The sequence below is a fragment of the Empedobacter sp. UBA7248 genome (assembly GCF_002472945.1).
Taxonomy (GTDB): Bacteria; Bacteroidota; Bacteroidia; order Flavobacteriales; family Weeksellaceae; genus Empedobacter; species Empedobacter falsenii_C.
In genome coordinates this window covers 137,863-163,657 of record NZ_DKSU01000005.1, presented here as the reverse complement: position 1 = coordinate 163,657, position 25,795 = coordinate 137,863, and the positions used below count along the sequence as shown (strand labels likewise).

Below are 25,795 nucleotides of genomic sequence, written 5' to 3'. Positions count from 1 at the left end.
TATGTTGTATCAAAGAAGTAGCGCATTATTCAAAGACGCGCAAGAATATATTCCGGGAGGTGTAAACTCTCCTGTTCGTGCATTCAAATCTGTTGGAGGAACGCCGATTTTTATCAAAAAAGCCGAAGGTGCTTATATTTATGATGAAGATGGACGTGCTTATGTGGATTACATCAATTCTTGGGGACCAATGATTATTGGACATACAGATCCGCGAGTTTTGAATGCGACTGTTGAACAAATGAAAAATGGTTTTTCTTTTGGTACACCAACTGAATTGGAAACTGAAATTGCGAAATTAATCACGTCTGTCGTTCCAAATATCGACATGGTTCGTATGGTTAACTCTGGTACAGAAGCGTGTATGTCTGCAATTCGTTTGGCAAGAGGTTATACAAATCGTGATAAAATTGTAAAATTTGAAGGTTGTTACCACGGACATTCAGATTCATTTTTGATTAAAGCTGGTTCTGGTGCTGCAACTTTCGGAAATCCAAATTCTCCAGGTGTAACGCAAGGAACAGCGAAAGATACGTTGTTGGCAGAATACAATAATTTGGAAGATGTAAAAGCTTTATTCGAACAAAATAAAGACGAAATTGCAGCTATTATTGTTGAACCAATCGCAGGAAACATGGGATGTATTGTTCCAGAAAAAGGTTTCTTAGAAGGATTAAGACAAATTTGTGATGCGAACGGCGCTTTATTAATTTTTGATGAGGTAATGACAGGTTTCCGTCAAACGATGGGAGGTTCGCAAGAACGTTTAAATATCAATGCGGATATTGTAACATTTGGTAAAGTAATTGGTGGAGGTTTCCCTGTTGGAGCTTTTGCTGCTCGTCGCGAAATCATGAATCACCTTGCTCCTCTTGGTCCTGTTTATCAAGCTGGAACTTTATCTGGGAATCCAATTGCGATGCGTGCGGGTATCACAACTTTGAATATTATTAATAATGATAGAGAATTATTTAATCGTATTGATAACGCTACAGAAACTTTGGATAATGAAATTTCTAAAATTTTTACAGAAAAAGGAATTCCAAATCATATCAATCGTTTAGGATCGATGATGTCTGTGTTCTTTACTGAACAAACAGAAATCAAAAACTTTACAGATGTAACGAAATGTAACCACGAAAGATTCAATAAATTTTTCCATCATTTGTTAACAAACGAAGTTTACATCGCTCCTTCTGGATACGAAACTTGGTTTATTTCTGATGCGATCAAAGATTCAGAAATCAATAAAACATTAGACGCTGTAAGAAGCTTCGAAGGTTAATCATAAACAAAAAGTGCAGTAGTTTTCTACTGCATTTTTTTATTCAATTCTGGAATTACATTTTTGCGTCCATCAATTTTTCTGTTTTATCAACAGATTTACCCATTTTCATTTTAATGACAAAAGCTTTGTTCGAATTATAATCTTTCGGAAGTAAAATATCATAATACGTATTTTTATCTAAATCGAAACCCATATCAGAATGTTTAACTTCTAATACTTTTTGATGTCCAATAATCGAAGCTGAAACTGGAATTTCAGTCGCCTTTTTATCAATCGCAATTCGAATAATATTATTTACAGGACGATTAAAAACGGTTAAATATAAATTATCCTCTTTTTGCGTAAAATAACCATATTTTGATTCGTCTAAATTTGCATGACGAACGCCATAAACCGCTTCTGAATTTATCTTCATCCACTCACCTATTTCTTTCGCAATTTTATCTTCTCCTGGATGCATTTTTCCTAAACCATCTGGACCAAAATTCAATACAAAATTACCATTCATCGAAACAGATTTCATCAATAATTCAATCAAATCATCACTTGTTTTGGTATAAATTCCGCTCCAATCCTTCATATACCCCCAACCATTTGGTGGAATTGTCATTACAGCGTCCCAATCATTTCCATCAAGCCATTCATACTTTGCAGGTAATTTTCTTTCCCAACCTTGCTCATAATCACCTAACAAATCTCCGTTCGAATCAAAATGTCTTGAACCAAATTCATCATTTCTAAAACGGGAACCAATGACTAAACCAGGATGTTTGTCTCTTAATTCTTTCTCAAGATTATAGGTGAAATCATATGATTGTATCCACGCTTGATCCCAAGTTCCATCAAACCATAAACCCTTTATTTGTGGATAATTATCTAATAATTCTAACAATTGATTTCGAGTATATTGCAAAAATCTATTGTATTTTTTCTTCTCTTCTTCAGTTTGCGGAGCTTTGTACATATAATCTGGATTATTCCATTCTAACACAGAGAAATACAAATAGACATCAATCCCCGCTTCAGTATAAGCATCAACTACTTCTTTAATAATATCCTTTTTATATGGCGTCTTCGTAATATTGTAATCCGAATATTTTGTTGGCCAAAGCGCAAAACCATCGTGATGCTTGGTTGTAAAAATCATATATTTCGCACCCATATCTTTAGCCTGTTTTGCCCAAGCATTCGCATTAAAAGATTTTGGATCAAATTGTTTGTACAAATTATCATAAATCTTCGTCCAATCTTTAGGAACTGTTTTACCACTCCAAGATCTAATCCATTCCGATGCAGCAGCTCCACCTTTTGCACTAACGCCATTCCATTCATTTCCTGGAATCGCATAAACTCCCCAATGAATGAATTGCCCTAAACCATAATTTCGAAAAGCTTCCATCGAAGCATCAGTTCGATGTTTAGGCGTTATAGATCCATATTTGATTTCTTTCGTTTCGGTAGGTTTCTTTTTAGGACCATTCCATTGTGCATTTGCCGGAATTATACTTAGTCCAAAAATTGTGGAAAGTAAGATTTTGTTTAACATATTTTTGCGAGAATTAACTATAAACTTAAAAACTATTTGTGAAATAATTCTACTAAAAATCAAAAAAAACTCATAAATATGAAACTGAAAACTATATAAATCAATGAAATTATTATATTTACTAAAATTGATAATAAGATGATTATAAATTACTTTAAACTACTATTTGCATCTAGTATAATTCTTATTAGTTTTGGATGTAAAGATGATGATGGTTTTTCAGAAGAACATGTAGTTGATACTTATAATATTGTATCCTATAAAGCTAATATCCCAGTTGATTTAAACAATGATAAAAAAACATCAACTAATCTGATTGATGAAATTGACATTCTTGATAAACAAGAGAGTTTTTTAGAAGTTAGACCGAAAGTAAATAATATATACTTCAATTTTCCGCTAACTATAATAAATCAAGATTATCCAAGTGCATCTGAAGGTTATGCGAATTTTGTAAAGTATGGTTTTGCTACATCCACAACATTATCGGATAAAGTAATCGTTATAAAAGATAATAGTTATACAGAAAACAACTATACTGGTAATAAGGAAAATAAAAAAAATGTTTCTATTGAAAATTTAAAAATTTTAGATAACAACCGTCTTTCTACAAATATTACAAAGTCTTATTATGATTTTAGCACCAAACAATGGATTGAATTGAATATTGAAGTTATTTTTCAAAAAAAAATATAATTAAATGAAAAGCTCGAGAAAATTCTCGAGCTTTTCATTTAATTATAATCTCCAATATGTTCCATTTCACTTTCGAAACTTAGCACTTTAGTCGCATATTTTTGCAAACTTTTTTGCTTGATTTCTGATAAAAAATTATTCTTGAATTTATCTAAAGTCAATTCATCATTCACAAATAATTGTAAAGAATAAGAAACCGCTCCTGGTTCTACATGAGAAGTTATTTTTCCTAAACGAGCACCAATAAAACAATTTGATTTCAAATAATCATTAATATGCTCTTTCTGAATCCACTCAAACCAATCGTCATGCACCTCTTGTTCAACAATAAAAGTTGTATTATATAATATCATTATCTAATTTTTTGCAAAGATACAAAGGTTTTCGCATTATATTTTTCTTGAAAAAGAAAGTCTAATCAAGATTTTATTTTTAAATTTACCTATTATTCATAACAAACAAAGATGAACAATACGCAACAATTTATACAAGAAAATAAACAACGTTTTCTTGATGAATTAATCGAATTACTTAAAATTCCTTCAGTTAGTGCTGATCCAGCCTACACACAAGACGTAAATGATGCTGCCGAAATGGTTGCAAAATATTTAAAAGAAGCAGGTGCTGATAATGTTGAAGTATGCGAAACAGAAGGTTTTCCTGTTGTTTACGGAGAAAAAATAGTTGACGCTTCAAAACCAACTGTTTTAGTTTACGGACACTACGATGTACAACCAGCTGATCCTTTAGAATTATGGGAATCTGGACCATACGAGCCAGTAATCAAAAAGACAGAAATTCATCCTGACGGAGCTATTTTTGCTCGTGGTTCTGCTGATGATAAAGGTCAAATGTTTATGCACGTTAAAGCTTTTGAGGCTTTAAACAAATCAAACGAATTACCTTGTAACGTTAAATTTATGATCGAAGGTGAAGAAGAAGTTGGTTCTCCTTCATTAGTAAATTTCGTTAAAAACAATAAAGAGAAATTAAAAAATGATGTGATTTTGATTTCTGATACTTCTATGATTTCAAACGAACAACCTTCTATTTCAGTAGGTTTACGTGGTTTATCTTATGTAGAAGTTGAGGTAAAAGGAGCTAATCGCGATATGCACTCTGGTGTTTATGGTGGAGCTGTTCCAAATCCGATTAATGTTTTAGCAACAATGATTGGAAAATTAATCAATGAAAAAGGTCATATTACAATTCCAGGTTTTTACGAGCCAATTCTTGAATTAACAGAAGATGAAAGAGCTGATTTAGCTAAAATTCCATTTGATGTTGAAGAATACAAAAAATCTATCGGTATTGCTGATATTCAAGGAGAAGAAGGTTTTTCTACAATTGAGAGAGCGTCTATTCGTCCTACTTTAGATGTAAACGGAATTTGGGGAGGATACATTGGCGAAGGTGCTAAAACAGTTATTCCTTCTCATGCGTATGCTAAAATTTCAATGCGTTTAGTTCCAGGACAAGATCCAGAAGTTGTAACAAAACAATTTGCAGATTATTTCCCAACATTAGCGCCATCTTCAGTAGAAGTTAAAGTAAAACCACATCACGGAGGTAAACCTTATATTTTACCAACAAATCATCCAGGTTTTGTTGCAGCGAAAAAAGCGTTAGCAGAAACTTTTGAAAAAGAAGCGTTAGCTGAAAGAGCAGGTGGATCTATTCCAATTGTTGCTTTATTCGAAGAAGAATTAGGAACAAAATCTGTTTTAATGGGATTCGGGTTAAACTCTGACGTTATCCACTCTCCTAACGAACATTATGGTTTATTCAATTTCTACAAAGGAATTGAAACTATTCCATATTTCTACAAATATTTTAACGAACAATAATTTTCGACAAAATAACTTCTGAAAAGCGAATCAATTTGATTCGCTTTTCTTTTTGGTTTATAGTAGAATGATTAATTTTGAACTTTATTTTTATCAATGAGTAAAAAATTCTTAATCGCTGGTGCAGGAATTGCAGGTTTAACTTTAGCAAAAGCTTTGCAAGATTTAAATTATGACTACGAAATTTTCGAGGCTTCGTCAGAAGTTCGTGGAATTGGCGCTGGTTTTGGTTTGGCTTCTAATGCAATGAAAGCGTTTGAAATTCTTGGTTTAGCAGAAGAAGTTGCGCCTTTGGGACATATGTTAAAAGATTTTGAAATTCAAGATTGGAAAGAAAAAACAATTCTGAAAGCGGATACAGAACGATTAAGAAAAAACTACAACAACGAAAATTTTGCTATTCATCGCGCAGATTTACATCATTATTTAGTTTCAAAAATTGATTCGAATAAAATTAAAACTTCAAAAAAAATAAAATTCTTTGAGCAAAGTTTTGAAAAAGTTGTCCTTCATTTTGAAGATGGAACTTCTACCGAAGGCGATTATTTGATTGGTGCTGATGGAATAAATTCTACAATTCGTCAACAATTGTTAAAACAGTCGACGCCTCGTTATGCGGGTTATATTTGTTGGCGTGCCATTGTAGAAGATAAATCTTACAATTCAAAAAAGAGCATCGAAACATGGGGACCAAATGGTCGTTTTGGTTTGACTCCTCTTATCAATCATCAAATTTATTGGTATGCTTGTGTCAATACAAAACTAAATTCTGAAGTCTACAACTATACGTTGAGTGATATTAAAAATCAGTTCAAAGATTATTCGGGACAAATCAGAAATACTTTACAAAAAACGAATCCGGAAAGTATCATAGCTACGCCAATTATGGATATAAAACCGATTAATAATTATGCATTTAATCGTGTATTGTTAATTGGAGATGCAGCACATGCAACCACACCAAACATGGGACAAGGCGCATGCATGGCGGTGGAAGATGTTTGTGTTTTGTATGATGAATTAATCAAAAAAGATACTGATGTTTTGTTAGCTTTTGAACATTATAATTTACGTCGTTTGAAACGAACACATTATATTATTGACACTTCTCGTCTGGCTGGGAAAGTTGCTCAAGTTGACAATAAATTCTTAATGAATATCCGAAATTTTGCTTTCCGAAATTTACCACAATCTTTGATGCAAAGCCCTTTAGAAGACTTGTTGGAAGAAGATTTTATGAAGGTTTAGCGTTATAATTCAAAATCAATGTAATTAATCCAAAGTTGTAGTTTGTCCATATTTTTATTGAAATTATCTTGCATAAAAGATGGATTGTAATCTATTTTTTGATTGTAAATCAATTCATTATTGGCATAGACTTTTAATTTTTTGTTCAGATTAATCATTTCAGGAGAAATATATAATCGAAATGATTTTACAGAAGATGTTTCAATATCGAATCTATTTTTTGAATAATTTGCTTTGATTTGACCTGATTTACGAGGAAAATTAAAAGCCATTTTGTCCACATCTTTTACTTGCAAACTGTCATTATCATCATATTCTAACCATTTTGTTATTTTGAAATTATAGTTTTTTTGCCACTCTTTTATAGGTGAAATAGTATCTAATTTTGTGATTTCTATCCAATCAACTTTTCCGTATTTTACATCATCAGTTTCCCAAATTAATTTATTCGGAAATGGATTTCTTTTTCTATTTAATAAATCATCAAACAAAATTTTATGCGCAGGTTCTGAACCATTAAACTCTGGAAACCAATGCGGATAACCATTGTATCGAAAATCTTTATAATCAATATGTAACGATTGCATCAATGCAGTTAACTCATCATTAGCTTGTGGTGGAAAATAATAATCTAAATCGGTAGAGAAATTTATATACGAACGATTCAATGCATTTTGAATAAATGTGCCTCCTGTTCGTACAATTGGCTGCGTATTAAAGCCATAAAAGCCTGCAAAATAAGTTGGTTGTTTTATTAAATAATTAAACGAACCGGTTGCTCCATTAGAATGTCCCGTCAAAAAGACTTTATTATCATCGACATTAATCGTAGATTTTATTTGACGAACAATTTCTGGAACCATATAAAATCCTTTTTCTGTCATCCAATTATAACGTTTATCAGCTTGAGGAAAAACTAAAATAACATCGTGCTGATCCGCATATTTAGTATAAAATCTATTCCAACCTTTCAAATTTTCATCAGTAGAAAACTTTTCAAGTTCACTAAAAAATACAGCTCCATGAAGAAAAATAAGCATAGGATATTTTTTCTCAGGATTATAATTTTTAGGTAAATGAACAAAATAAGATGACTTTAAAGTATCATTAATTGAAAAGAAAATAGAATAATTTTGTTCTTTTTTCGGTAAATATGATGAAGAATTTCTCAAACTTTTATAAAGTTCTTTCTTATCTTTAATCTCTAAATTTGTTGATTTCTTAGTTCTAAAAAATTCATCATTTGTCAATTGAATACTGTCATAAAATCTTTTAGATATTTTATTTGAAGTTGCTTCTAAATTCTGCCAACGTTTATCGCTTAATAGATTTTTGAATTTAACTTTCGAATCTTTATCCAAAATAAAATACCAACCTGGATATAGTTTTGGATTTCTTTGAATTAACTTTTCTAAAAAATAAAATGATTGATTTGCTTGACCAATTTTGTTAGAAAGTTCAGCCGCATCATATAAATCAAAATTAGTGATACTGTCTTTATGTAGATTGAATGCTTTTGTGTAATTATCTAAAGCTAATTCCTTTTTGTCTTCTTTAACTAGCTTTTCAGCTTTTGAAATTAAACTAGAATATGTTTCTTGACTAAAAACTTGTGTGGATAATAATGCGATAAGTATAAAGATACAATTTTTCATGGGTTGAATTTTGTATAAAAATACCATCAACAACCCTAATAAACTTGTAAAATTGGGACATTTTAATCTTTATAAAATCTCCAAAAAGTATCTTCCTCTCCTATTAATTCACCATTTTTATAAAATTGATTCGGCGATTCAGAAACAAATTTTTTATACAACCGATTAAAATGAGATTGATCCGTAAAATTTAATTTATGCGCAATCGACGTAAATGTTTCATCAGGATTATGTAATAATTTCTCTTCAACTGTTTTTCTAAATAAAACGATTTCATGAAAGTTTTTAATAGAAACTCCAATATTTTCTTTGAAAACCCTATTGATATGTTTTCGACTAAAACCTAAATAGTCAGCAAGTTGATTAACTGTAAAATCATCATAATGTTTGAAAATATAATCTATTGAATTTTCTATAATTACATTTTCAATTCTATTCATTTTGTTCAATAAAATAGACTCAATTATCGAAACAAATTCCTCAGATTTTATATGATTAAACAAATGATTACACTCTTCTTCATCAAAAAAGTTTAAATCATCTATAATACTTGAAAAATCTATACTAGTCAGAAATTGATTAATTCCAAAAGGTTTAAAAACAATTACAAAACGTTCAACAGAACCAATTTGTTGAATCTGTAAAACATCTGATCTTAATGGAGTAAAAATTTGAAGAGGAATTCCATTTTGTTTGTAAACAGAATTCCCCTTTATATATTGATGCGATTTATAAACTGAAATCGTATTGTTATAATGAGGAAAGCAATCGTATATAGTTAATGTATTATCATGTTTAATATCAACATAATAATAATCAATATACTTTTTTAAAACTTCTTTAGTAGGTTTAAATGTTGTGAACATTAAAAATTTTTAATCTAGATACTATCAGTAATGTAAAACGAATTTTACATTACTTCTTAACGTATATTTTTTATTAAGATAAGAAGTTAACAAATCTCCAAAACTCATATCAAGAGTTTCTCTTTGATTAATTGAAAATAATTTCACAATCTTAATCAAATATTTATTTAAGTTAATCAAATCAAAAGTAAATTCTTTGACCAACCAAAACAGAAAATATAACGGAAGTAAAACCATATTGAATAGAACTTGGAATCCATTCGCTGATTCTCCTTCTGACAAAAAATGTTCTGAAAAATTAAATTTAGAAAAATCCAAATTATATTTCTCAACAAACTCTTCAATTAAAAAATAAGTGTCATCACCACAAAACCCTAAATCTTGTTCAATTAGGATATTAGAATTATCAACCTTTTCATAAGATGCTTTTTCTAGAAATTTTTTGACTTCTATATACGATTGTCTCAAAGTCGCGAAATCCATATATAAAATCTGTTTTTCTTCCATAACATCTACTTCAACAGCACATTATCTTCTAATTCTTGCTTCGAAATTTGAAAATGTTTATCAAATTCTTGTTCAAAAGATTCTAAATCCATTGTAATTTCCCAATCACCAAATTCATTTTCGAACAAATCTGTTAGATATTCTTTTAAATCATCTAATTTTTGTTGAATAAATTCATTTTGCTGAATTTCTTTCTCTTCTTTTTTATCTAATACAACTTGTTGATTGATTTTTTTCAGAATCAAAGCATTGATAAATTCTTCATGCGTATTCATAAAATCCTCAATCGTACCTGTAAATTGTGTCATTTTTTTATATTTTTTCCATTCACATTTCGAGAATAAATATAGAACTATTTTATTAACAAACAATTAAATTTAAGATTTCTATAAATGAGTTTTAACATAAGAATTAACGTCTACTAATTATTGAAATTGGTTGTTTTAAGATAAATTTGAATACATAAATATTGAAAAAATGGAAAACTTTAAACTATCAAACGGAATCGAAATTCCTGCAATCGGATTTGGAACATGGTTATTAGAAGGTGAAAAAGTTACAGAACCTCTAAAAATAGCGCTAGCAAAAGGATATACACATATTGACACGGCAGCAATCTACAAAAATGAAAAAGAAATTGGTGCAGTTCTGAAAGCTGAAAATGTAGATCGTAGCAAATTATTCATAACATCTAAATGTTGGAATTCTGAACGTGGTTACGAAAAAGCAATGGCTGCATTTGAGCAAACTTTAGCTGATTTGCAGACAGATTATTTGGATTTATATTTGATTCATTGGCCTGCAAATGAAACGCAATTTCCTGATACTTGGGCAGAATTGAATGCTGGAACTTGGCGAGCATTCGAGGAAATTTACAAATCTGGAAAAGCAAAGTCAATTGGTGTAAGTAATTTCAATATCAATCATTTGGAAGCTTTATTTGAAACAGCTGAAATCAAACCAATGGTTAATCAAATTGAGATTCATCCAGGGCATTCACAACCAGAATTGGTCGATTTTTGTAAACAACACGATTTGTTGGTTGAAGCTTGGAGTCCACTTGGTTCTGGAAGAATTTTGGAGAACGAATTAATTGTTTCTCTGGCTCATAAATACAATGTTTCAGTTGGTCAAATTTGTATAAATTATTGTTTGGCGAAAGAAATTTTACCACTTCCTCGCTCCTCTTCAGAAAAAAATATTGAAGCGAATTTGACTTCAAATAATTTCAAATTGAGCACAGAAGATGTAAAATCGATTGATGAAATGCCTGCTGATGGTTTTTCTGGATTGAATCCTTCAATGGTTGAATTTTAACAAGTTAAACGAATTCACTAAAATAAATTTCAAAAACCTCTGTTTTACAGAGGTTTTTTCGTTTTAAATCTTCAAAAAATCAATACTTTTACTTTTTTAAATGATAAAATAAAATTATTCGATATGAGCCAAAATCCTGAAAATCCATTCAAAACTTATTTTGATCAAACCCTTGAAAGATGTGGTTTTGATGAAGATTTGAAAGCTGGTATTTTATTTTTTTTAGGTGAAAGTATTATTGCTGCGAACACCAATCAATTGATGAATATGTTTGCGGAAGAAGAAAAAATTCAGCAAGAATTTCGTCGTTTGTTTACATTGTATGCTACGCCAAATGCTGACATCAATCCTTTTGAAGCTCTAGACACAACACCAATCAAGCAAATGATTTATACATACAACGAAATTTATGTTAATGTAATTAGAAAGAAATCATTTGATTTTGATAAAGTTATCAATGATAATTTAAAGTCTGAGTTTAAGTTAGATTTTATTAAAGAATTTGAAAATAAACAATATAAATTAATTACAAATCATAACTTAAATACCTCTTTTTTCAAACAAATCGGAGCGTATCTTAATCAGTTTGAATTGAGTTATGAGGATATTTATTTGGCTGGAATTGATTATTATCAAACGAATCAGAAAGTAGATTTTGAAGGAATAAATGTGTTGAATTTAAACATTATTGATAGTTTTTCGCCGTTGTACACAACATTGTTTCATTATCCATTATTGTACACATATTATCCAGCAAATCTGAACGCAAACCATTTGTTTAGTTCGATTTTGCAATTCCTTTATTTACATACCAACACGGATATTGCGAAACATATTCACGCTTTTCACAATCATATTTTTTATGAAAATAATCCGAGAAGAGTTCGTAAAGGTTGGGAATTTGAAGAATTGGAACGTGGCGTTTTGATTTCGCAAACTTTTCATAATGCATTAAATATTCGTAAATCTCCTATTTTCGGAACTCGTGCAGACTTTTTAGCTTCGGATAATTATTTATTAAATGAATTGAAAGATCAAAATATTCCGTTGGAGAATTTTAAAGCCTTGATGAATAAAACAATTGAAGAATATTACGAGGCAGATATTGATGAAGTGGTTGCTGGAAAGCTAAATCATGCTGAATTTTTACAATTATTAGCGATTATTTTCTACGAAACTTCTGCTAATGCAATGATTATTAAATCATGGAAAAACTAACAATTAATCAAGAAAATCGAATCAAATTAGAAGAACATTTTGGTGAACTTTTGCCAAGATTACCTTTTGAAATGGTTTCATTTTACGAATCGAGTAATTCTTGGGAAGGACAAATTGAATATAATTTGAATTTGAAAACGGGAGAATTGACGTACAATACTATCGAAAATGTAAAACATCAAATCGAAATTTCGCCTGAAATGATGCAACGCATCGAAAGTGAAATTATCTTGATGTTGGAAAATTTATAAACTAATATTTTAAAATCTTTTTCTCGATGCAAAATTCTTACAGAATTTCATTCGAAATGATGATTTTAATAAAAAAATAACATTATAAGTTAATTAAAATCTCACAAATGTGAGATTTTTTTTATCTATTCATCCAATCCATCCAACTATTAATCTGTGTTTTACTAATAAAAATAGCTTGTTCAGTCTCTGATTTTGGGTGAAGATGAATTTCAATTTTTTGACTTGAATGTTTTATTATTTCAGTAATTGCATCAATGTGAACAATAAACTTTCGATTGATTTTGAAGAAAATAGTCTCATCCAATTTATTTATAATATCCTTTATTGTATTATCATAAATATAGGTTTGATCATCTTTCGTTTTTATAAAAAGATGTTTTCCCGAAGCAAAAAAATAAGCAATCTCCTGTTCTTCTACCGAACGTAATTTGTTTCCGTTAGTTACCAAAAAACGATGCATAATCTCGGACGGAGAATTTTCTAAAACAGCAATAGATTTTAATGTTGGAGAAATATCAAAACTTGTACGAATTGTTTTAAATTTTTGCAATGCAATATGCAACTCCTCTATTTCAAAGGGTTTCAGAATATAATCAATTGTAAAATGTTTGAAAACTTTCATCGCATATTCATCATAAGCTGTGATAAAAATAATTGGCGTTAGAATCTCAACTTCCTGAAAAATCTCGAAACTTTTCCCATCACCCAAATGAATATCCATGAAGATTAAATCAACCGAATTTTCTCTAAAAAACTCTGTTGCTTGCTTTGTTGAACGCAAAATTGTAATCGAAGAAATAGCAACAATAGATTGCTCCTCTAACAGGTTTTTTAGATAAGTAACCGCCAATAATTCGTCCTCTACAATTGCAATTTTCATGAATGCAAAAGTATAAAAAAACCGTCTAAATGATGAATAAAGACGGTCTAAAAATGTTATAAATGAGGATTATTGAGCTTAGCTGCTTGTGGAATTTCTATTGTATAACGAACATCATTTTCTTGTAAAATATACTCTTTACCTGAAATTTGATGTATAATTTGTTTTTGATTTGCTCGACGTAAATCATACCAACGCTGTCCTTCCAACGCAAATTCTCTGAAACGTTCATCTAAAATAAACTTCATCAATTCAGTAGAATTCATCGCAGAAATTTCAGTTTGTAATTTTGCAAAACCAGTTGCTGTATAACGATTTTGTAAAACCGAAAACAAAGTTGCTTTTGCTTGATCTATCTTGTTTAATTTCAAATATGATTCCGCTTTGATAAAATATAATTCAGCCACACGGAAAGAAGTTTTGAATTCAGAATTTCCACCTTTAATTACTTTATATTTTGATCCACTTTTCTCAAAATAAAGAGAAAAACGTAAATCATTTTGAGTATCATAACTGCTTAATAATTCTGGCGAGACATACGCCATATATTGTATAGCGGGATTCAATGTATTGTCTAAAGCTAAAATAGACTCGGCAGATGTGTAGTGATTTGGAACTTGTTTCGTTGTGTTCAAATTCACTAAATCACCTTTGATTTTTAGTGTTGAATCAGAAAAATCAATTGCTTTTTGCCATTCATTTTTGTACAACGCGATTCTTGCTTCTAAAGCATTTAAAGCTGCATTTGAGAATCTATAATTTAATCCAGCTAATTGCTGATCCATTTTCATCAACTCTGTTGCTTGTGCTAAATCAGACTCAATATGATTATAAACTTCTTGAACAGATGATGGTTTAAGCGTTGCTTCTAAATCTACTTTTAAATTTAAAGGAACACCTTTGTCTGTACTTGCTGTTGCCGAATTATATGGTTTTCCGTATAAATTCACCAAATCAAAATACGCATAAGCACGTAACGCATAAGCTTCTGCTAATAATTGATCTTTTTCAGCAGAGTTTTCCATTGTTTTTGGTCCTTCGTTGATGATTTGATTGGCATAAAAAATCACTGTATAAAAACTAACCCAAGGAAATTGAATTGAGATTTGATCCGGATTTGTATCCTTCCATTGTGCAATTTCACGGTACGAAATAAAGTCATTCGAATATTCATTCAATGTAACCTCATCCGTGCGTAAAGCTGTCAACGACTTGTGTGTTGGATATTTTGAATAAGCATTTGTTAATACCATTCGATAATCCTCTACCGTTTTTGGAATCACTTTTCCATCGGGTTCAATATCCAAATAATTGTCACAACTAACTGCTGTAAAGCTAACTGCAACTATGCTTAATAATAAAAATATTTTTTTCATTTGATTTAAAATTTAGAAAGAAACATTAAGTCCTACTGTTACAGATTTAGCAATTGGTTGTGCATAAATATTTCCATAAGTTTCTGGATCAAAATAACCTTTGTATCCATTACTAAATACAAATAAATTACGACCTTCTAAACTAAAACGAGCACTTTTGAAACCGACAACCTCAGCATATTTGTTTGGTAAAGTATAACCAAGACGAATGCTACTGATTCGCATATAACTAATTTCTTTCGCCCAAATGTCTAATAAATTGTACGCATTTGCATTGTTTCCAGCAAACCATTTGTTCGCCATCCAGCTATCGTTATCGCCTTTAATTGGACTTGTAATTCCTGGAAGTGTAGAACCTGCCTCGAAAATATCTTGTGTATAATTACGACCCGGATCCAATTCCATTCCACGATAAGAAGGCGTTTTCATCACCGTTTGTTTTAAATTGAACGCTGCAGAAATCGTTAAATCAAAATTGTGAATCTTGAAATTATTGATAATACCACCTGTAAATTTAGGATCACGATCTCCGATGTATGTAAATAATTTACGTTTCTCTTCACTTGTTAATTTAGAATCAACAATTTCTCCTGGTAAAAAGTCTTCGTATAAATCATATAAAGCAAAGAATTCTTTTGCTGATACTTTTTCATCTCCTTTCCAGAACATTGGATTTCCGTATTCGTCAAATCCAGCTGTTTTTAAAGCAAAAATTGCATTTACAGGCAAACCTTCACGAGATGGAACTAAACTATTTTCACGTTGTTGCTCTTTAAGAACTTTACTTTTATTGTGCGCAAAATTAATTGTTGTCGACCATTTAAAGTTTTTCTTATCAATGTTGCGTGTTGTTAAAGCAATCTCAAAACCTTTGTTTGTCAATTCTCCCCAATTCACCATCGTATATTCAAAACCTGTTTCTAATGGCGTTTCGCGCATACTAATCATATCAGTTCCTTTACGATTGTAAACATCAACAGCAAGGTTGATACGATTTTTGAAAAGACCTAAATCTAACCCAACATTTGTATTTATAGTTTTTTCCCAACGCAACAAATCATTCGGTAAATTAATCGCATTGATAATATCTTCTTTATTACCTGGCAAAATTGTTGCATCATTATATTCACCAATAAAGAAAGGTGAAGTATTACGATCAATATTTCCTTGTAAACCATAAGAAGCACGTAAACGAAGATTCGAAATAAAATCGATATTCTCCATAAACGATTCTTTCGAAACTAACCAAGAAGCAGAAACTGCCCAAATTGGTAAGTATTTATATTTTTTATTAACTCCGAATAAATTTGTACCATCATAACGAACACTACCAAAAACTGTATATTTTCTGTCTAATGTATACGAAGCGGTTGCAAATGTAGATACATAAGCATTCTCATCCGTAGGCATTTCTCTGTACGTTTCGTAACGTTTGTCTGATGCAGAACTTGAATTTGGAAAAACGATTGGCGTTCCTGTTTTAGTTATTTTATTGTAACCAAAAGCACGCGTTAAAGTCGTTTCGTTTTGAGTATGACGAATTTCTGTTCCAGCCATCAAGTCAATTTCGTGACGATTGTTAATCGTTGTACTATATGTACCTTGAAGCTTCCAATTATATTGAAAAAATTCGTTATCCCAATTTTGTTTAACTCCTCCGTCAGGTAAGAAATACAAATATTGTCCAGATTTATAATAACGCGTTCCTTCTCTCATTTTACGCGTAAAATAAGTTTCTTGTTCTGCGTATTTTTCTGTTTTGTTACTATCGTACTGAATTCCGAATTGAGATGTTAATTTTAAACCTTTTGCTAATTGATAATTAAGATCAATAATACCTTTTAACGAACGGTTTTTTAATGTATAATTCGTATTTTCTCTTTCTTCAATAAAATTGAATGGAACAGAACGATCTTCAAATCCATCAATATCGTTGTCATAACGATAAGAACCATCTGCATTAAATGGAGATAAATATGGATTCGCATTTCGTGAATAATTAATTGGATTGATAGACGCATCTGCATCTGTTACAAAAGATTTTTTATCACTTGAAGTTGCAAAAATAGAAATCCCTACATCTAATTTATCGTTAAGTTTATAATTGTTTTTTAAAGTAAGATTATAACGTTCAAAACCAGTTCCGATCGTTGTTCCTTGCTCATCATAATATCCTAATGAGAAGTAATAATCAGAACGATCATTTCCTCCTGAAATACTCAAACCATATTGTGTATTAATTGCATTACGGTACAATAATTTTCCCCAATCGGTTGTGTTATTTCGTAAAGAATTAATTTGATTTTGCGTGATAAGATCTAAAGAATTAAATCCTCCATTACGTAAAGCATTTAATTGACCATTCTTTTGCAAAATTCGCATTACCTCACCTTTATCTGTACGATACGTTAAATCATCGCGACTAGCAAGCATTAATTCAAGATCAACTTTCTGTGAAGCATTTAATAAATTTAAACGACCAAAATCAGGACGAGCTGTTACAAATGTATTCGCAGAAAAATTAACCGTCATAGCGCCTTTTTTCCCACGTTTTGTTGTAATAGAAATTACACCATTTGCAGCTCTTGCTCCATAAATAGCCGTTGCAGCAGCATCTTTAAGGATTGTAATATCTTCGATATCGTTTGGATTTAAACCAGCGATAGAAAAATTTTGTAATTGATCGATGTTATCTTTATCACTAAAGTTTGGTACATCATTTCCTTCTAACGGCAAACCATCAATAACCCATAACGGATCTTGTGGACCTGAAAGAGAAGCCGTACCACGAATTCTAATTTTACTTGGTGAACCAGGCGAACCAGTTTCTGTAGAAACAGCAACACCTGCGATTTGTCCGCTTAACAATTGATCAACACTAGCAACACCAGCTTGTTGAATATCATCCATTTTTACAGTTGATACTGCCGATGTTAGTTTACGTTTTTCAATTTTTTGATAACCTGTAACCACAACTTCTTTCAGATCATTATTTTCTGGAAGAACTTCACCTGAAGTTGATTTTAAGCTTACATGATATGTTGCTAAATCTGTAGAAAGTTCAACTAATTTAGAATCGTAGCCTAAATAACTAATCAATACAGATTTTGTACCTGCAGGAACTTCTAACGAAAAGAAACCATCTTCATCTGTAACAGTACCAACCGTTACACTTTCTATAATTCCTTTTTGATCTGTTTTTGTCGAAATTGATTGAGCTTCAATTTTAACAGACGCACCAGCAATTCCAACCAACGATTTTTCGTCTTGAACCGAACCTGTAATCACTCTCTTTTCTTGAGAAAACGCGATACTTGCCGCAAAAAGTGGCAAAAGAATGAGTGTCTTTTTCATTTCTATATCTTACTTTAAAGCCTCTTTAATACGAATAATTAAATCAGCATAATGCGCTTTTGTAGACGCATCTCCATTATTCTTTTTCTTGTTTAACAAAGTCAACACGCGTTGCAATTCTGCTCTTTTATAGGTTGTCACTTCCGACACTCTTTTCATAGAAGAATAGTTAATGTTACGCGCCATTTTTTCTTCGTCTAAATAATTACAGATAGTTGGTACTTGTAGGTTTTGTTCAATTGTAAGTCCCGCTACAGTTGTTTTCTCAAATAATTTGTTTGTTGAAACAATCAATGCATCAACATAATTTTTTTGAGTCATTTTTTCAAGAATTGTTAAGTTTGATTTTTTATCAAAAGCTGCATTTCTTACTTGATCAAATAAATTCTCAACTGTATATATTTTTTCTTTTGAATTTAATTCTTGGTGTCTCAATTCATTTTCTAACATACGCAATAAACGATCGTCGGTAAATAAATTATAAATCAATCCATATTGCATTTCTCTCGCTAATGTGTACGGTGTTTGCTCGTATGGTCCCATTGGCGAATTTTTGATTGCGTACGTTTTATCTAAAATATCATTAAAGAATAACCATTTTGGTAATTGAATTACGTTTTCGTTTAAATAATTAACCGCTTTACGTTGCATATCCGCAGGAACCGCTTCGTATGCTTTTTTATCAATTCCGAAATAGGTATTATTCAAATAAATTCCACCAACATTTGCTAAAACATGATTAGAATATAAATCCCATTGTCCGATTGTTTGGTAATATAATTTCCCTGTATTGATATAGCTTTTTCCATCTTCATACGTCCATTTCAAAATATTTTCTGAAACACGTTTTAGATTTTTCATACCATATTCACTCGCCAAAACAGCATCATCACCTAAATCTTCTGATTGAGAACGAGGATCAATTGTGCTTAAATAGCTTTGTTGTTCACCATAGAAATACATTGGATCATCTTCGTGTTTTTCAATCATTTTACGAAGAGAAGCTTTCTCTGTTTCTTGATTTGGAAACCAACGATATCCCCATTCGATTGCATATTTATCATACAAACCGATTTTTGGTGTAATCGCTGTAACACCATCTTCTGGCTGTGCCACATAATTGTAACGCGCATAATCCATAATAGATGGCGCAGTTCCACCCATTTTATCCGTAAATTCTTTCGAACGTAAAGATTCTACTGGATAAGAAAAGGATGCACCCATATTATGTTTTAGACCAAACGTATGACCAACTTCGTGAGACGATACAAATCGAATTGCTTCTCCCATGTGCTCATCACTGAATTTATTTCCTCTTGCTTTTGGATCAATTGGACCAGTTTGAATACGCATCCAATCATGCAAAGAAGTCATTACATTGTGCCACCAAATAATATCAGCCTCTAAGATTTCTCCACTACGCGGATCAACCACAGAAGGTCCCATCGCATTCGATTTTGGAGAAGCTGCATATGTAATTACCGAATAACGTACATCGTCAATATCAAAATCTTTGTCATCAGCAGTTGGTTCTTTTGCAATAATTGCATTTTTGAAACCAGCTTGCTCAAAAGCAACTTGCCAATCATGTACACCAGCAATAATTTTTTGACGCCATTGTTTTGGTGTCGAAGGATCGATGTAATATATAATTGGTTTCTTAGGTTCTACTAATTCACCTTTTAGATATTTTTCTTTATCCTCATCTTTTGGTTCCAAACGCCATTTTGTAATAAAGCGTTGATCTTCCATTTTGTGTTGAGCATCATTAAAAAACCAATGTTTTTCTGTGAAATATCCTACACGATTATCTGCTAACCTAGGTTGCATAGGAGTTGTCGAAAGTAAAACAATATTACTTGTAACACCCAAGGTAACAGCCAAATCTACCCCTCCTTCATTCACGCTTGTCGTTAACTGAGACTTAACCACAATGTTCTCTGGAAACGTTTTCACATTTTCCACATACGATAGATTTGCTTTTACCGAACCTCCTAAACCTATGTTCGTTAATACATCATTAAAACTTTTTTGATTTCCATCAAAAATTTTGTTCACTTTAATCGCAACAGCTGTCGAATCGTTATTTTGAGCTTCGATATCAAAAACCTCAATAATCGATTCTGAGAAATTATCTTTTACAGAAGCTGTAATTGCGTCATTTTTAGGCGAAGAAACTTGTGGAACAATTGTTTTAACCCACACTTTTTTAGCCACTTTATCGTGATAAAAAGAAATTACTTTGTTCTCGTAATTCATTCCTTTATTCAAACCCGCTTCATTTACTTCCATCGGAACTTGAGACAATTTATTAACCACCAAAAATTGGCGTCCAAATAAACTATCTGGAATCTCGAAATAGATATCAGTTTTTACTTGAATGGTATTAAACAAACCTTTCTTGTAGCTTCCTTTCTTGATTAATTCATCTATTTTTTTAACTTTCGTTACAGTAGAATCCTTTTTCTCTGTTTTATCCTTTTCAGCTTTTTTATCCTCTTTTTTTTGTCCGTAAACAACAGCCGAAGACATTGCCAAACCAAGATATAGTGCTAATTTATAATTCTTTCTTTCCTTATTATGACTCATTCGAACATTAAATTATCATTAATTATGGCATAAACTTAAGCGCAGTTTTCTTATAATAATAGTTTTTTGGAGTGAGTGGTTAGTTTTTTGGAGTGAATGGATATTTTGGTTCGATATAAGGTAAAAAACAAATAAAATCTTCATTTTCTACTTTTGTTGAGAAATTATCAACTTGATAAAAATGATAGATTTTTTGTAAATAGTTTAAACCAAATTTCTCATTTTCTGTTGCTTTATTTTTTTTCTGAAAAGTATTTTTGACGATAATCAAATCAGATTTTACAACAATATTTATAGTCAAAGGTTGATCAATTGTAGCAATATTATGTTTTATTGCGTTTTCTACAACAATCTGTAATGCTAAATATGGAATATTTTTTTCTAAGCTTTTAGAATCTTCAATTTGTAAATCAAAAATCAATTCTTCCGAAAATCTACTTTTATGCAAATCCATGTATTGTGCAATAAAATCTAATTCTTTTTTTACAAGCACAACATTTTCCTTTGGCGGAACAATAAGATATCGGTAAATTTTAGAAAGATTCATCGTGAATTTCTGTGCATTCTCTTTGTTCAAACCAATTAACATATAAAGAGAATTCAAGGAATTGAATAAAAAATGTGGATTAATTTGATTCTTTAATTGTTGTAATTGCGTTAGAGTATTCGCGTTTTTAATCTTTTCGTTTTCAATTAACAACCTATTTTTTTCTTCGATTACAAACGCTTTTTCCTTGTATGCTTTAGATGTTATTTTGTTGAATAACAAAAAGATAATTATAATTAAAAAAACAGTTCCTAAGAAAATAAAACCTATATAAAATTTAGTTCGTTCTACATTTTCATCAATGATATAACTCAAATGATTCACGACAATATATCCATCAAAATTTTTGGTGTGTAAAGGTTTTATAAAACGCTTAATATCCGTATCTTTTATAAATTCAGACGAAGCATCATTCAACGTGTACAAATCTTGTGAAAAATTAGAATTAATTGTACTCGTTATCGTATCGTTTGGCTGGATATCTGTAAAATCGAAAACATTTTTCCCAATAAATTTTTCATCAGGATGCGTAATACAAATTCCATCTTTATTGAAAACATACATATAATTGGACGAAGTTGCATCAACTGTCGTAAAAAAATTATATAAATCAAACAGATTAATCGTCGAACCGTAATACATATTTTGTCCATCAGACAACTTGATAGAATCGTAATTTACCCAATACAACGTGTCTTTATAATCCAATAAAAAATTATCAATCTGTTGATTTTTTGTAGCATATATCGATTGAAATTCTTTAATATTTGGTTGATTGATAGCTTTTGAAAGGATTGATTCATCAGGAAAATAATTTGTTTCTGGGGAATGAATAGAAAACCAATCATGGCGAATTAACTTTCGATTTGAATTTAATTCATTCAAAACCAAAAAATGATCTGCTACATTTTTTTCATTTGTCTTTTTAACAACTTTTTTTAAAACTTCTTGATATTCTTCGATGTTTTTAAACTCAAATTCAACTGCTTCATATTTCCTCAAAAAACTTTTTTTGACAAACTCATCATTATTTTTTTGACTTTCTTTATTAATCAAAAAACTCAATATAACAAGAGCAAACACAGCTATAACACTTACAATAAGTGCTATAACATAAATGGATTTATTGGATAAATGGACTCGAAATCGAAAAGACAAACTATTTTTTTTGCAAAACTAAGGGAAGCTTTTTAATCTAAAAAATAAGAGAACATTTATCATAAAATGATAATTTTCAAATAATTGACAATATTATATAAACTAAAAATCTCCCTTTTGGGAGATTTATTTATCTTTTAAGAGTTATTTAGAACATTGGATGTGGATTGGCAGATTCTTTCGGAACATCTTGATGCACGTCCCAATGTTCAACAATTTTACCATCCTTTAGTCTAAAAATATCAATTGTTGATTTTAGCGAACCATCTGGATTTGTATTTTTGATATGCAAGAAAACCAAATCTCCTTCTGCTGCAATATGTTGCACATCAATTTTGGTTTTTGGAGCTCCTTTGAACCACCCTTCTGCAGCTTTTTTGAACGCTTCAGAACCATCTGCTACAGTAGGATTGTGTTGAATATATTCTGGAGCAATATATTTATCAACCGCCGTTAAATCCTTATCACCGAACATTTGTTGGTAAAAATCAAGAACGATTTTTTTGTTTGATTCAATTTCAGAATTTGAATTTGTTTCTTGAGACTCAGTTTTAGGTTCAGTATTCTTCGTGCAACTCATCATTTGAATAGAAAGTAAAACTGCTGAACCTAATAATAAAGGCATAATTATTCTTTTCATTGTAATAGATTTTCAAAATCTATTATCAAAAATCTATCCGAATAAGTTATTTAGACTTTTCTTTCTTCGTAAATAAATGAGAAATCACTTCGAGTTTATCATGATCGAACAAACACAAACCTTCAACATAGAAAGGAGTAAAATGAAAACTTTGTTGATCTATGATTCCAAATTCTTTCAGTTTTGGTTCGTAAACGACAAAACCTGTACGTAAAAATGGCTTTTTTGATACTTTATATAACACAATATCATTTGTAAATAATCGTCGATTTCGTTTATCCAATATATCTATTCCAATATCTATGGTATCAAATTGCAAAGCATTTTCGTGCCAAGAAAATTCATTATAACCTTTAAAATAGGTTACTCCATCAATCTCCTTCGCAAAACCTTCTACTTTATTTTTATTTCGTAATCGATAATATCCGATCGTTTTCATCTGGCAAATTTGCAATAAAAAAAATTAAAATAGAAACGAACAATATTAAAATAGATGATTAAATTTATCATCCGAAAACAACTAACACAATGTACAAAGTATATCCACAAAAAAGATACAATGAAACCTTAGCTTTGCTGAAAAAATTTGCTCAACCCACTGATAAAATCCTTGATTTGGGAATCAAAAATCCTTTTACAGATGTGATGTTAGAAAATGGTTTTGATGTAAAAAATACTAATGGCGACGATTTGGACTATTATTATAAGGATTTGCAAAATTATGATGCTAACTTTGTAACGGCTTTAGAAATTTTAGAACATTTAGTCAATCCAATGGAAGTGTTGAGAAATTTGCCTGGAGATAAATTATTAGCTTCAATTCCGATGCGTTTGTGGTTTTCACCTGCTTATCGTAATCAAAATGATGCGCGAGATGTGCATTATCACGAATTTGAAGATTGGCAATTTGACATGTTAATGGAAAAAGCTGGATGGAATGTGATACATCGTCACAAATGGACGCATCCATCAAACAAACTGGGAATAAGACCCTTATTAAGAAGAATTACACCAAGATATTATGCTGTCTACGCAGAACGAAAAAAAGACTTTACTTACTAAATACTCTATTGTTATACCTGCACATAACGAAGAAGATTTTATTGCGATTACGTTAAATTCTCTCGTTAATCAAACTGTTTTGCCCTATGAAGTGATTGTTGTAAACGATCATTCAACTGATAAAACACAACAAATTGTAGAAGAATTTACAGCTAAATATCCGTTTATCAAATTAAGAAATATCTTATCAAAAGGTGAACATCAACCAGGTAGCAAAGTGATACAAGCTTTCTTAAAAGGATATGAAATCATTGATCCAAATTATGATATTATTGTTAAATTGGATGCAGATTTAGATATTCCGTTTAATTATTTTGAGACTATTTTAACTCATTTTAATCAAGATGAAGACATTGCAATGGTTGGTGGTTTTGCGTATATTGACAAAGACGGGAATTGGATTCTAGAAAATCTGACAGATAAAGACCATATTCGTGGCGCATTTAAAGCTTATCGAAAAAATTGTTACGAAAAAATCGGTGGATTACGCGCGCATATGGGTTGGGATACAGTCGACGAATTGTTGTGCAAATATTATAGTTGGAAAGTTGTGACGGACGAATCTTTACACATCAAACATCTAAAGCCGACTGGTGCGAGTTACAATAAATCGGCACTTTACAAACAAGGTGCAGCTTATTATGCATTAGGTTATGGATTTTGGATTACATTAATTGCTGGCACAAAATTGGCTTTACGTAAAAAGAAACCCACATATATTTTGTATTATTTGAAAGGTTTTTTTGAAGCTAAAACCAATGGTACAAAAAAAATGGTAAATCGAGATCAAGAGAAATTCATCCGAAATTATCGTTGGTCGAAAATGAAACAAAAAATAAAAGGTTAAATCTAACATGCGATATTGGTTAACATACACACTATTTATCTTTCCATTCATCAGCTTTGCACAAAATAAGTTGATTACTGGTTCTGTGGTTGTAGACGAAGGAAACGATTATATTTCCTCAGTTTCTGGTGCTCGTATAGAAAATCTGACGTCAGAAAGTAAGACATATACAAGCCCTTCGGGTTATTATTCAATTCAAGCAAATGTTGGCGATACAATTTTGTTTGAAGCAGATTTTTTGATTCCTAGAAAAATTGTAATCAATCAAAATATTTACAACAAAGGTTTTTTACAAGCACATTTGGATATTGAAACAATTGAATTGAGTGGTGCAACAATTGGCAAAGGCCCTTTGCAGCCTAAATATCACAAAGATAATAAAACTGATTTGTATGATAAAATGGGACTTGATCAACGTTTACGAGATTTAGAACCTAAAAGAGATATTGCCAAATTCAAACCAATGGATGTTTTAAATCCTGTTCGATTAATTGGTCATATGAATGGTTTTTATCGTGAGCAACGCCGTGTACGTAATTATGAAACAAAACTTTCTCTTGTTCAAGAAGTTAAACATTACTATCCAACAGATTTTTATACGAATCAATTACAAATTCCTGAATATAAAATAGAAGAATTTTTATATTATGTTAATGCGCGTTATCCGCTCCAAGAAAAAGTTTTGAGTAGACAATTTGGTACGATAATGATTGATTTAGAGTCTTATGCAAAAGATTATTTGAATGAATTAAATCAAAACAAAAATCAATAATTCTTAATAGATTTTTAAAATTTAGCCAATAAACGTTAACAAAATTGACGCTAATTTATTAAGACTTATCTTCGTACAAATAATTAAACGTATAATAACGAACAATTGAAATCACTATTTACCATTCT

Annotated in this window: 23 protein-coding genes; 10 read left to right on the top strand and 13 right to left on the bottom strand. The window is 30.7% G+C overall.

Going from position 1 to position 25,795, the window contains the following annotated elements:
• Position 1: 1 nt before the first annotated feature.
• The gene (gene hemL, locus B4A23_RS03080) at positions 2-1,285 is read left to right on the top strand and encodes a glutamate-1-semialdehyde 2,1-aminomutase (protein ID WP_291116738.1); all 1,284 of its coding nucleotides are present in this window, start codon (positions 2-4) and stop codon (positions 1,283-1,285) included.
• Between the two features lie 55 nt (positions 1,286-1,340).
• On the opposite strand, the gene B4A23_RS03075 is transcribed toward hemL, so the two are convergent.
• Positions 1,341-2,834 (bottom strand): alpha-L-fucosidase, encoded by a 1,494-nt coding sequence (locus B4A23_RS03075; protein WP_291116735.1) that lies wholly within the window; start codon positions 2,832-2,834, stop codon positions 1,341-1,343.
• Positions 2,835-2,972: 138 nt separating this feature from the next.
• Here B4A23_RS03075 and B4A23_RS03070 point away from each other — a divergent pair, with 138 nt between their 5' ends.
• Positions 2,973-3,530: a hypothetical protein gene (locus B4A23_RS03070; protein ID WP_291116732.1), complete on the top strand. Its 558-nt coding sequence runs from the start codon at positions 2,973-2,975 to the stop codon at positions 3,528-3,530.
• Positions 3,531-3,568: 38 nt separating this feature from the next.
• On the opposite strand, the gene B4A23_RS03065 is transcribed toward B4A23_RS03070, so the two are convergent.
• Positions 3,569-3,883 (bottom strand): DUF4286 family protein, encoded by a 315-nt coding sequence (locus B4A23_RS03065; RefSeq protein WP_180904424.1) that lies wholly within the window; start codon positions 3,881-3,883, stop codon positions 3,569-3,571.
• Between the two features lie 111 nt (positions 3,884-3,994).
• On the opposite strand from B4A23_RS03065, the gene B4A23_RS03060 reads away from it, so the two are divergent.
• Both B4A23_RS03060 and B4A23_RS03055 read left to right on the top strand, forming a co-directional pair.
• Positions 3,995-5,377: a dipeptidase gene (locus B4A23_RS03060; RefSeq protein ID WP_291116730.1), complete on the top strand. Its 1,383-nt coding sequence runs from the start codon at positions 3,995-3,997 to the stop codon at positions 5,375-5,377.
• 96 nt (positions 5,378-5,473) lie between these two features.
• The gene (locus tag B4A23_RS03055; RefSeq protein WP_291116727.1) at positions 5,474-6,625 is read left to right on the top strand and encodes an FAD-dependent monooxygenase; all 1,152 of its coding nucleotides are present in this window, start codon (positions 5,474-5,476) and stop codon (positions 6,623-6,625) included.
• 2 nt (positions 6,626-6,627) lie between these two features.
• Here the strand turns inward: B4A23_RS03055 and B4A23_RS03050 are convergent, their stop codons facing one another.
• From B4A23_RS03050 to B4A23_RS03035, 4 genes are all read right to left on the bottom strand, one after another.
• A complete protein-coding gene (locus tag B4A23_RS03050; protein WP_291116724.1) occupies positions 6,628-8,280 on the bottom strand; it encodes an alpha/beta hydrolase-fold protein in 1,653 nt (550 codons plus the stop codon).
• Positions 8,281-8,342: 62 nt separating this feature from the next.
• Positions 8,343-9,146, bottom strand: a complete 804-nt coding sequence (locus B4A23_RS03045) for a helix-turn-helix domain-containing protein (protein WP_291116721.1) — start codon at positions 9,144-9,146, stop codon at positions 8,343-8,345.
• Positions 9,147-9,170: 24 nt separating this feature from the next.
• A complete protein-coding gene (locus B4A23_RS03040) occupies positions 9,171-9,653 on the bottom strand; it encodes a hypothetical protein (RefSeq protein WP_291116719.1) in 483 nt (160 codons plus the stop codon).
• A 5-nt stretch (positions 9,654-9,658) separates the two neighbouring features.
• Complete coding sequence (locus tag B4A23_RS03035) at positions 9,659-9,961, bottom strand: hypothetical protein (protein ID WP_038334436.1); 303 nt, start codon at positions 9,959-9,961, stop codon at positions 9,659-9,661.
• 169 nt (positions 9,962-10,130) lie between these two features.
• Between B4A23_RS03035 and B4A23_RS03030 the strand changes: the two genes are divergently transcribed.
• From B4A23_RS03030 to B4A23_RS03020, 3 genes are all read left to right on the top strand, one after another.
• Positions 10,131-10,970, top strand: coding sequence for an aldo/keto reductase (locus tag B4A23_RS03030; RefSeq protein WP_291116717.1), 840 nt, complete (start codon positions 10,131-10,133; stop codon positions 10,968-10,970).
• A gap of 123 nt (positions 10,971-11,093) precedes the next feature.
• A complete protein-coding gene (locus tag B4A23_RS03025) occupies positions 11,094-12,188 on the top strand; it encodes a hypothetical protein (RefSeq protein WP_291116714.1) in 1,095 nt (364 codons plus the stop codon).
• On the top strand, positions 12,176-12,439 hold the full coding sequence (locus B4A23_RS03020; protein ID WP_180904431.1) for a hypothetical protein: 264 nt from the start codon (positions 12,176-12,178) through the stop codon (positions 12,437-12,439). The genes B4A23_RS03025 and B4A23_RS03020 overlap by 13 nt, the downstream gene beginning before the upstream one ends.
• Positions 12,440-12,560: 121 nt before the next feature.
• Here the strand turns inward: B4A23_RS03020 and B4A23_RS03015 are convergent, their stop codons facing one another.
• The 7 genes from B4A23_RS03015 to B4A23_RS02985 all read right to left on the bottom strand — a co-directional run bounded on the left by B4A23_RS03015 (position 12,561) and on the right by B4A23_RS02985 (position 23,425).
• On the bottom strand, positions 12,561-13,322 hold the full coding sequence (locus tag B4A23_RS03015; protein ID WP_291116711.1) for a LytR/AlgR family response regulator transcription factor: 762 nt from the start codon (positions 13,320-13,322) through the stop codon (positions 12,561-12,563).
• A 56-nt stretch (positions 13,323-13,378) separates the two neighbouring features.
• Positions 13,379-14,698, bottom strand: a complete 1,320-nt coding sequence (locus B4A23_RS03010) for a RagB/SusD family nutrient uptake outer membrane protein (RefSeq protein WP_291116709.1) — start codon at positions 14,696-14,698, stop codon at positions 13,379-13,381.
• A gap of 12 nt (positions 14,699-14,710) precedes the next feature.
• Entirely contained in the window at positions 14,711-18,052 is a 3,342-nt protein-coding gene (locus tag B4A23_RS03005) for a SusC/RagA family TonB-linked outer membrane protein (protein WP_291116706.1), read from the bottom strand.
• A 9-nt stretch (positions 18,053-18,061) separates the two neighbouring features.
• On the bottom strand, positions 18,062-20,584 hold the full coding sequence (locus B4A23_RS03000) for a zinc-dependent metalloprotease (protein WP_291117467.1): 2,523 nt from the start codon (positions 20,582-20,584) through the stop codon (positions 18,062-18,064).
• A 136-nt stretch (positions 20,585-20,720) separates the two neighbouring features.
• Entirely contained in the window at positions 20,721-22,190 is a 1,470-nt protein-coding gene (locus tag B4A23_RS02995) for a histidine kinase (RefSeq protein WP_291116703.1), read from the bottom strand.
• Positions 22,191-22,494: 304 nt separating this feature from the next.
• The gene (locus B4A23_RS02990; protein WP_291116700.1) at positions 22,495-22,986 is read right to left on the bottom strand and encodes a nuclear transport factor 2 family protein; all 492 of its coding nucleotides are present in this window, start codon (positions 22,984-22,986) and stop codon (positions 22,495-22,497) included.
• A gap of 46 nt (positions 22,987-23,032) precedes the next feature.
• Positions 23,033-23,425, bottom strand: a complete 393-nt coding sequence (locus tag B4A23_RS02985) for a hypothetical protein (RefSeq protein WP_286485880.1) — start codon at positions 23,423-23,425, stop codon at positions 23,033-23,035.
• A gap of 89 nt (positions 23,426-23,514) precedes the next feature.
• Here B4A23_RS02985 and B4A23_RS02980 point away from each other — a divergent pair, with 89 nt between their 5' ends.
• The 3 genes from B4A23_RS02980 to B4A23_RS02970 are packed head-to-tail and all read left to right on the top strand — an operon-like array spanning position 23,515 to position 25,667.
• Positions 23,515-24,048, top strand: coding sequence for a methyltransferase (locus B4A23_RS02980; protein ID WP_286485879.1), 534 nt, complete (start codon positions 23,515-23,517; stop codon positions 24,046-24,048).
• Positions 24,008-24,895 carry a glycosyltransferase family 2 protein gene (locus B4A23_RS02975; protein WP_291116694.1) on the top strand — a complete coding sequence of 296 codons (888 nt, stop codon included), beginning with the start codon at positions 24,008-24,010 and terminating at the stop codon, positions 24,893-24,895. Before B4A23_RS02980 ends, B4A23_RS02975 begins: the two co-directional genes overlap by 41 nt.
• A 7-nt stretch (positions 24,896-24,902) precedes the next feature.
• Complete coding sequence (locus tag B4A23_RS02970) at positions 24,903-25,667, top strand: hypothetical protein (protein WP_147279985.1); 765 nt, start codon at positions 24,903-24,905, stop codon at positions 25,665-25,667.
• The last annotated feature ends 128 nt before the right edge of the window (positions 25,668-25,795 follow it).